Genomic DNA, 6,559 nt, shown 5'->3' on the forward strand with positions numbered 1-6,559 from the left:
GCCAGAAACGGCGGTAGAGCACGCCGTTCGGCCCGGAATTGGCATCAGAGAACAGCCGATTGGGGCAAGAGGGAACCAAATCCGCCTACCAAACGGAAATCATCGGGTTTCCGGAGGTGTCCACCTTCTCGAAAGCCTCCGACATCTCGTCCCGGCCGCCGAGATCGCGCGGATCTTCGGTTTTCCCGAATCGCAGACACGCACCGCGGTCGAACTGACCTGCCTGACGCGGATGCCGTGTCCCGATGGACGCATTCCCGACGGTGCCTTCGACCGGCGCGACGTCCTTGCCCTGAAGAGAGGACTGCTCGCCGGCGCCGAACGCGTCACCGCCATGACGGACGACCGCATCACGCTTGAGGACTGCCTCCGGCATCTGCACGTCCGCTTCGCCGATCTGGTCGGGATGATCGAGAGCGGACGCATCGGTTGGCGCGGGCTGCTGCGCGGGTCGAAGGATCTGCGCGGCCTCGTCTTCGACCGGGAGGAGATGCGGCGCCTGACGGCCAAGGCGGAAGACGGCGGGCTCTCGCTCGTCGAAGCCGCGGCCTACAGCGGCTTCCACAAGACGGTGCTGAACCACTTCGTCGCCATTGGCGTCCTCGCCAGGCCCGAAGCGGTCAATCCGCACAACGGCCGGAAGGTCTCGGCTTTTCGCAGAGCGGATCTGGACGCGCTCCGAGCGGAGTTCGTGACGCTGACCACACTCGCCGACGAGATGAATACCGAGAAGGGGCGGTTGAAGGTCGATATCGCGTCCGCAGGCATCGCGAAGTTTCCGGAGGACGTTCCGGTCAGGCAGGTGGTCTACCGGCGGTCGGACGTGGCGGCGTGGCTCGAGCCGGCGCTCCTCGAAGCGGCTGAGTAAGATGCCGTCGCCGCAAAGCCTGAGGCATCAGTTTCGTGGAGCGACAGGCGTGCTGCTAGGGACATCGAAGATCCCGTTGGAAACTATCGATGTCAGGCGATGATCGAGCAATGCGGTCATGATCTCGGCGCATGTTTCGGGGGTCGCGATGATCTTCCCCTGATTATTGAACCGGATCGAGAAGCCGAGAGCGCCAGCGTGTTGGTGTAGGCGCCTCATGAAATCTGCGTCCCGATAGTGCGCCTTCTGTTTGATCGCGGACACCCGACGCAACAGAAGCTTGTTGACGCCGACGTGAGCGACAAGGGGTGCCAGGTCGACGAACACTCCTTGGAAAGCCGGCTCTGCCTGGAGATGGCGGAAATCCTCCTGATGCGCCTCCTTGTAGATCAGAATGGTCTCGAAACCCGCCTTGCGTCTTACGAAGACCGTTCCGTCGTAGATGAAGAAGTCGATCGTTTTCGCTATCTCGAAGCGCGGCTTTTCATCGAGTGTGAGTTCATTCTCCTTGAAGATCACAGAACGATAAGTCTTGGAGTTCTTGGTTCTCCAAGCGGGCGTAGTCTGTCGAACCGCATGGAGTATGCGATCTCCATCCACGAGCTTCACGACGTAGAATGCCGAGTTATGGAGATGCTTCACCGTCCGAACTCTGCGGGCATCTGACTGCTCGACGAGTTCGCTCGTCAGGATCGGGGCGTGGGTCTCGTCAGCCTCGATCGCGAGTGCGCCGCCGTCGAGTGGGTTCGCCAGGAGCCCGTATGGCTCGACATCGCCAATACCGTCACGCTGCTCGGCGACCGTGCTGCGAAGTGCAGACTGGAGATCGTCATCGACCGAAACCCAACGACCCGTATAGGTCGGAGGGCTACCGGCGAGGCTCCGGGGGCCTTTGACAACCCACAAAGCGACAGAAGCGTCCTGGATGTCGAATTCCTTGAGGTCGTTCAGCCCCGCCATATCGCTTTACCTCTGAACCGATCGGAAGATGCTGACATCCTGGATGCGGGCGAGTTCATGTGAGCCTGCCGAAATAGGATCCCTAGACAGCGCCTTACCGTGGTGTGTCTGACTGCTACCGGGGTATGTATAGGCGATCTCGTAATACCTCCAGCCGAATGCGACGAAGACCGGGTTCAACATCAGAAGCCCCGCTCTGTAGGTTATCCAGAACATCCATCCGAGAAAGATCAGGAAGCCGACGAACTTCCCGGTGTCGCTGAAATCGATGCTGATGAACGAGACGACGTACGGGATGGTGTAACCGATGAGTTCGGCCGGAACGTATTTCACCTCCTTGACCGTCACTGCGATGTCGGGCCGGACGCTCCGGAGAGCGATGAGGGAGATGCTCAGGCATGCGAGGCAGACGACGAAGATGCCGCCTGAGAACCAGACGTTCTTGAGCGGCAGCACGCACGCGGGGTCCAGCTCGATGAAAACCAGACAAAACGGCCTTCCGATCAGATCGTAGCGAAAATCCTGTGCCAGCAGAATGACGCTGAGCGGGAAGTAGGAGCCGAGAAAAACGAGCAGGGCGGGCACCAGTCGGAAACGCATCTCTCGGGGACCATCGGCTCAATTTCGCTCATGTCTTGTTCGCGGAACCTAGTCCTTTTCCGTGTCAAAGGGAACTCGCCGCGCTAGCAGTCTACGGTGCGCGGGGCACGATTCTCCAAGCAGTGCGGGCCCACCCAGAACGCAAACCTTGAGCGCAATCAAGAACGAGATACTTTTCGTACGTGCGCGGAATTGAACGGTGCGACCGAGGAGAAACCATGCGACGGCTGTTTGCACCCGAACCCGGTCCTGTGAGTCCCGGCCAGGAAAGCGTCTGGGATTTCCCGCGTCCGGCACGAATAGAACCCGTCACCTCGCGCCTGAAGGTCGAGTTCGCCGGTCGGGTTATCGCCGAGACGGTGAATGGCTACCGCGCGATAGAGACGAGCCACCCGCCATCCTACTATTTCCCGCGATCGGACGTAGACGCCGGACTCCTGAGACCGGCTTCGAAGCGGACGCTCTGCGAGTGGAAGGGCGGTGCCGCCTATTTCGACCTGGTCGCCGGAACGCTGGTTTCGCAGGATGCGGCCTGGTCGTATCCGGATCCGGTGCGGGACTTCGCGCCGATCGCCGGCTATCTTGCCTTCTACCCGGCTCGTGTCGACGCGTGCTTCGTCGACGGCGAACGGGTCGCTCCGCAGGAAGGCAAGTTCTACGGCGGCTGGATAACTTCCAAGGTCGCCGGTCCGTTCAAGGGGCCGCCGGGTACCGAAGGCTGGTAGGATTCTGGCATCTGCTCGTCAAAGGTCTCCATGGCGAAACGAGCAGAGCAGAGATTTGATTAGACGAAGCCTTCCGCCGTCAAGCGGCTTCCTGCCGAAGTAATCTCGTGGCGCTGCCCCGAACCCTCGGCGATCCGACACCAGCTTTCGGCTTCCAGCACGGCTCGAACACCGTCCGATTTCAGGTCGTAGGCGAAACCACCGTACATTCCCGGCACGGCAAACCAGAACTTCGATCGCTCGTATTCGAGCAGAGGCTCGAGTTCGGGCAGTCGCAATGCTGCCTCCCTGACCTGTTGAGCGGCTCTGCCGAGAATGACCTCGTGAAACAGCGACTGGATCCTCAGAAGTACGCCGATCGGTACTCTCCGCTTCTGATCGGGCTCGAGCACGGGGACCAGATGGAAGTGACCGCGCCGTACGGCGATATCGACGGCTCGCTCTCCGTTGGCATTCTGAAGCGTCCGCCAAGCCCCCAGCCGGATCAAAGTCTCCACGACCTCCGCGGGCGCCCCGCCGTGGGCTGCCTGATGAAGAGGGGGTATCGAGATAGGCCGTCAGGTCGAGTGCTATTCACCAGGCTCGGATCACCTTCGATGATTTTAACGACGTCTGGCCAGCGATAAGCCTTGGATGCTTCTGAAATTCGATGACGCCTGGCGGCCGCCTCTTTATTCAGCGCGCTCGCGGTTGTGACCCCGTCCCAAACGAATTCCATGACCACGTAGCTCCGATTCACCCACCCGCCCGGCGGCCACTTCGATTTCGCGTGAAAGCCCGGACAGCGTGATCTTAATCAATTTTCGCGGCTCGCGACGAAGACCTCTCGTCGGACGATGACAGTCGTCTCAAGACTCAGGGACTTCAGGCGCTGTCAGACACGAGGCGGAAACGAGAATTTCGGGTCCAGACCTGTCCGCCTTCTCGGCTAACGCAACTTCAGCGATAGGCGTCTTAACGTCTGTCATTTGAGGCAAATCCGACGGAATTCCGGATTCCACCGCTTAATGTCGCTGATTCTACTTTATGCGTCGGAAGTCGCCGTCCGGTCCTTGTTCTGCAGGCATGCCGGGGAGGTGCGATTCCGATCTTCGCGTCGGACGAGACCAAATCCGTGGATCTGTCGCTATATCCCTTGTGCTCCAAGCACCGGAATTGCTCGCGCATCATAGCTGAGAAAATCGCCACGTTGCGCGGGTAAAGGTTTGCTATTGTTCAATTTATTGGAAAATGGCGCGCCCGAAAGGATTCGAACCTCTGACCCCCAGATTCGTAGTCTGGTGCTCTATCCAGCTGAGCTACGGGCGCGTGCCGAACGAAGCTGTTCGCTTCGATGGCGGGTAGGTAGACGGTTCGAAGCTTGAATGCAAGGGTGGAATTGCGCTGTTTCCGTCGGCGATTTGTGCGCTGGAAAATTGGCCTGGTGCCATGTTTTTCGCACGTGCGTTCGGTTGACTGATCGCGGGCCGCCAGCGGGTTGTCGCTTCACCCTGCCGCCATTGCTTTTTCAAGCACTGGCCAATGACGATTGAGTGCCGATGCTCATGGCGGGAGCTCGTCTCATCTTTCATCGGACCTTATCAGGGAGACATCTGCCTCGCCTTTCGGCGCGCCCGCGGATGGGCATCGTCGTAGACCGAAAGCAGGCGATCCGCATCGACTGCCGTATAGGCCTGCGTCGTCGAGAGACTCGCATGGCCGAGGAGGTCCTGAATGGTTCTGAGGTCTCCGCCCGCCGCGAGAAGGTGAGTCGCGAAGGAATGGCGAAGGGCGTGGGGCGTCGCCGATGGCGGCAGGCCGAAGGCACCCCGCAGGCGGGCCATATTGCGCTGGACGAGCTGCGGACGCAGCGGGCCGCCGCGTGTACCGCGAAACAGCGGTTGTCCGGCATCGAGATCGAACGGGCAGAGCCTTCGATAATTCGAGACGGCCTCGTGGACGGCGGGGATCAACGGCACGAGCCGCGTCTTGCCGCCCTTTCCGGTAATCGTCATCGATCGAGCGGTCTCCTCGGTCAGCGCATCGCCCGCTAGCGCCAGCGCTTCCGAGATTCGCAGCCCACATCCGTAAAGAAGCGTCAGGACCGCGACGTCGCGGGCGCCAACCCAGGGCTCGGTCGAGAACGCATCGGCCTCTTCGGTGATATTAAGGGCGCCTCTAACCGTGAGCGGGCGGGGAAGGCCTTTGGTCTGCTTCGGCGCGCGCATCGCCTTGGCGCCGGCGGACGAGGCGAGTCCTTTCTTTTCGAGATGGCGGAGGAAGGAGCGTATGCCGGAGAGCCCGCGTCCAAGGCTGCGTGCGCCCGCACCGTCGCGGCGTCGCGAAGCAAGGAAAGAGCGCAGGTCCATCGGCTTCAGGTCGGCGAAATCGTCGAGTTCGGCGGGACGCGCGTGATAGTCGGTCAGGAAGATCATAAACTGACGCAGATCACGCTCATAGGCCTCGACCGTCTCCTCACTTGCATGGCGCTCCGTGCGCAGACCTTCCAGCCAGGCCGCGATTTCGCGCATGACAGGTTGCGTGGCGAAGAGAAGGACGTTCGACATGGCCGGCCTTTCGAATTGTGAAGCCTTGCTTCGGACGGGCCCTATTTGGCGCGCACGGGAGATGGCTGCTCCAGAATAAAGGGAAATGGATGAACAGAGCGTGAGATGCGTGGAACTTGTTCACGTGTGAACTATTTTACCGTGCAGTACCAAGCCTGGCTGGGACGGCCAGGCGGAACAGTTCAAAGGAGACATTCGATGAAACGCCAGGCGATCGCACTTTGGAAGGGCGCCCTTTCCGATGGAACGGGGCATCTCACGACCCAGTCCGGGGCGCTCGAGAATCGCGGCTACTCGTTCAAGTCGCGCTTCGAGGATGAAAGCGGCCAGGCGGGCACCAATCCGGAAGAGCTCCTCGCAGCGGCTCACGCCGGCTGCTTCGCCATGCAGCTTTCGCATATGCTGGCCGAAAACGGCTCACCGGCAGAAGAGCTGAACGCAAAATCCGTCGTCGACGTGCAGCAGGTCGAGGGTGGCTTTGCCATCAAGACCAGCGCGATCACACTCGAGGCCAAGGTGCCCGGGATCGACGAAGCCAAGTTCAAGGAACTGGCGACCAAGGCAAAGGAAGGCTGCCCGGTGTCGAAGGCTCTCGCAGGCGTCGAGATCACGCTGGATGCAAAGCTCGTCTGAGTTTCGCTTTTTCGCTCGGTTCTATCGAGCCGAGGATAGAACGCTGGAACCCGGTCTCGAAGGAGGCCGGGTTCTTTGTATGTGGAGGGAGCACTCTCCCCTCGTGTAAGCCGTTTTTCCTTGTGTTGAGTTTGTCATTTTGACGTTTCCATGACGTTGAGTGAGCTTATTTTCCGGGCATTGGCGTTGGTTTTGGCATTTTTTTGCGGTGCGCAATTTTGTTGGAA

At 60.2% G+C, this 6,559-nt stretch carries 7 protein-coding genes and 1 tRNA gene; 3 read left to right on the plus strand and 5 right to left on the minus strand.

Annotation, left to right across the window (positions count from 1 at the left end; all coding sequences use genetic code 11):
* A partial coding sequence (locus ABRA89_RS20015; protein ID WP_349943271.1) for a hypothetical protein occupies nucleotides 1-868 on the plus strand: 868 nt, incomplete at its 5' end.
* Nucleotides 869-895: 27 nt separating this feature from the next.
* Here the strand turns inward: ABRA89_RS20015 and ABRA89_RS20020 are convergent.
* Entirely contained in the window at nucleotides 896-1,828 is a 933-nt protein-coding gene (locus tag ABRA89_RS20020) for a Kiwa anti-phage protein KwaB-like domain-containing protein (protein WP_349943272.1), read from the minus strand.
* Between the two features lie 6 nt (nucleotides 1,829-1,834).
* The gene (locus ABRA89_RS20025; protein WP_349943273.1) at nucleotides 1,835-2,413 is read right to left on the minus strand and encodes a hypothetical protein; all 579 of its coding nucleotides are present in this window, start codon (nucleotides 2,411-2,413) and stop codon (nucleotides 1,835-1,837) included.
* Nucleotides 2,414-2,646: 233 nt separating this feature from the next.
* Here ABRA89_RS20025 and ABRA89_RS20030 point away from each other — a divergent pair, with 233 nt between their 5' ends.
* Nucleotides 2,647-3,153, plus strand: a complete 507-nt coding sequence (locus tag ABRA89_RS20030; RefSeq protein ID WP_349943274.1) for a DUF427 domain-containing protein — start codon at nucleotides 2,647-2,649, stop codon at nucleotides 3,151-3,153.
* A 59-nt stretch (nucleotides 3,154-3,212) separates the two neighbouring features.
* Here ABRA89_RS20030 and ABRA89_RS20035 read toward each other — a convergent pair whose 3' ends face one another.
* From ABRA89_RS20035 to ABRA89_RS20045, 3 genes are all read right to left on the minus strand, one after another.
* Nucleotides 3,213-3,650, minus strand: coding sequence for a hypothetical protein (locus ABRA89_RS20035; RefSeq protein WP_349943275.1), 438 nt, complete (start codon nucleotides 3,648-3,650; stop codon nucleotides 3,213-3,215).
* 734 nt (nucleotides 3,651-4,384) lie between these two features.
* A tRNA-Arg gene (locus ABRA89_RS20040) sits at nucleotides 4,385-4,461 on the minus strand.
* 272 nt (nucleotides 4,462-4,733) lie between these two features.
* Nucleotides 4,734-5,699 carry a tyrosine recombinase XerC gene (locus ABRA89_RS20045; RefSeq protein WP_349943276.1) on the minus strand — a complete coding sequence of 322 codons (966 nt, stop codon included), beginning with the start codon at nucleotides 5,697-5,699 and terminating at the stop codon, nucleotides 4,734-4,736.
* 198 nt (nucleotides 5,700-5,897) lie between these two features.
* On the opposite strand from ABRA89_RS20045, the gene ABRA89_RS20050 reads away from it, so the two are divergent.
* On the plus strand, nucleotides 5,898-6,332 hold the full coding sequence (locus tag ABRA89_RS20050) for an OsmC family protein (RefSeq protein WP_349943277.1): 435 nt from the start codon (nucleotides 5,898-5,900) through the stop codon (nucleotides 6,330-6,332).
* Nucleotides 6,333-6,559: the final 227 nt, after the last annotated feature.

This window comes from Fulvimarina thalattae (genome assembly GCF_040239565.1).
In the GTDB taxonomy this organism is placed as follows: domain Bacteria; phylum Pseudomonadota; class Alphaproteobacteria; order Rhizobiales; family Rhizobiaceae; genus Fulvimarina.

What these genes read in the sequence shown, in the direction of transcription:
- ABRA89_RS20050 (WP_349943277.1), top strand. Translation starts at nt 5,898, where the DNA reads ATGAAACGCCAGGCGATCGCACTTTGGAAGGGCGCCCTTTCCGATGGA.
- ABRA89_RS20030 (WP_349943274.1), top strand. Translation starts at nt 2,647, where the DNA reads ATGCGACGGCTGTTTGCACCCGAACCCGGTCCTGTGAGTCCCGGCCAG.
- ABRA89_RS20045 (WP_349943276.1), bottom strand. Translation starts at nt 5,699, where the DNA reads ATGTCGAACGTCCTTCTCTTCGCCACGCAACCTGTCATGCGCGAAATC.
- ABRA89_RS20020 (WP_349943272.1), bottom strand. Translation starts at nt 1,828, where the DNA reads ATGGCGGGGCTGAACGACCTCAAGGAATTCGACATCCAGGACGCTTCT.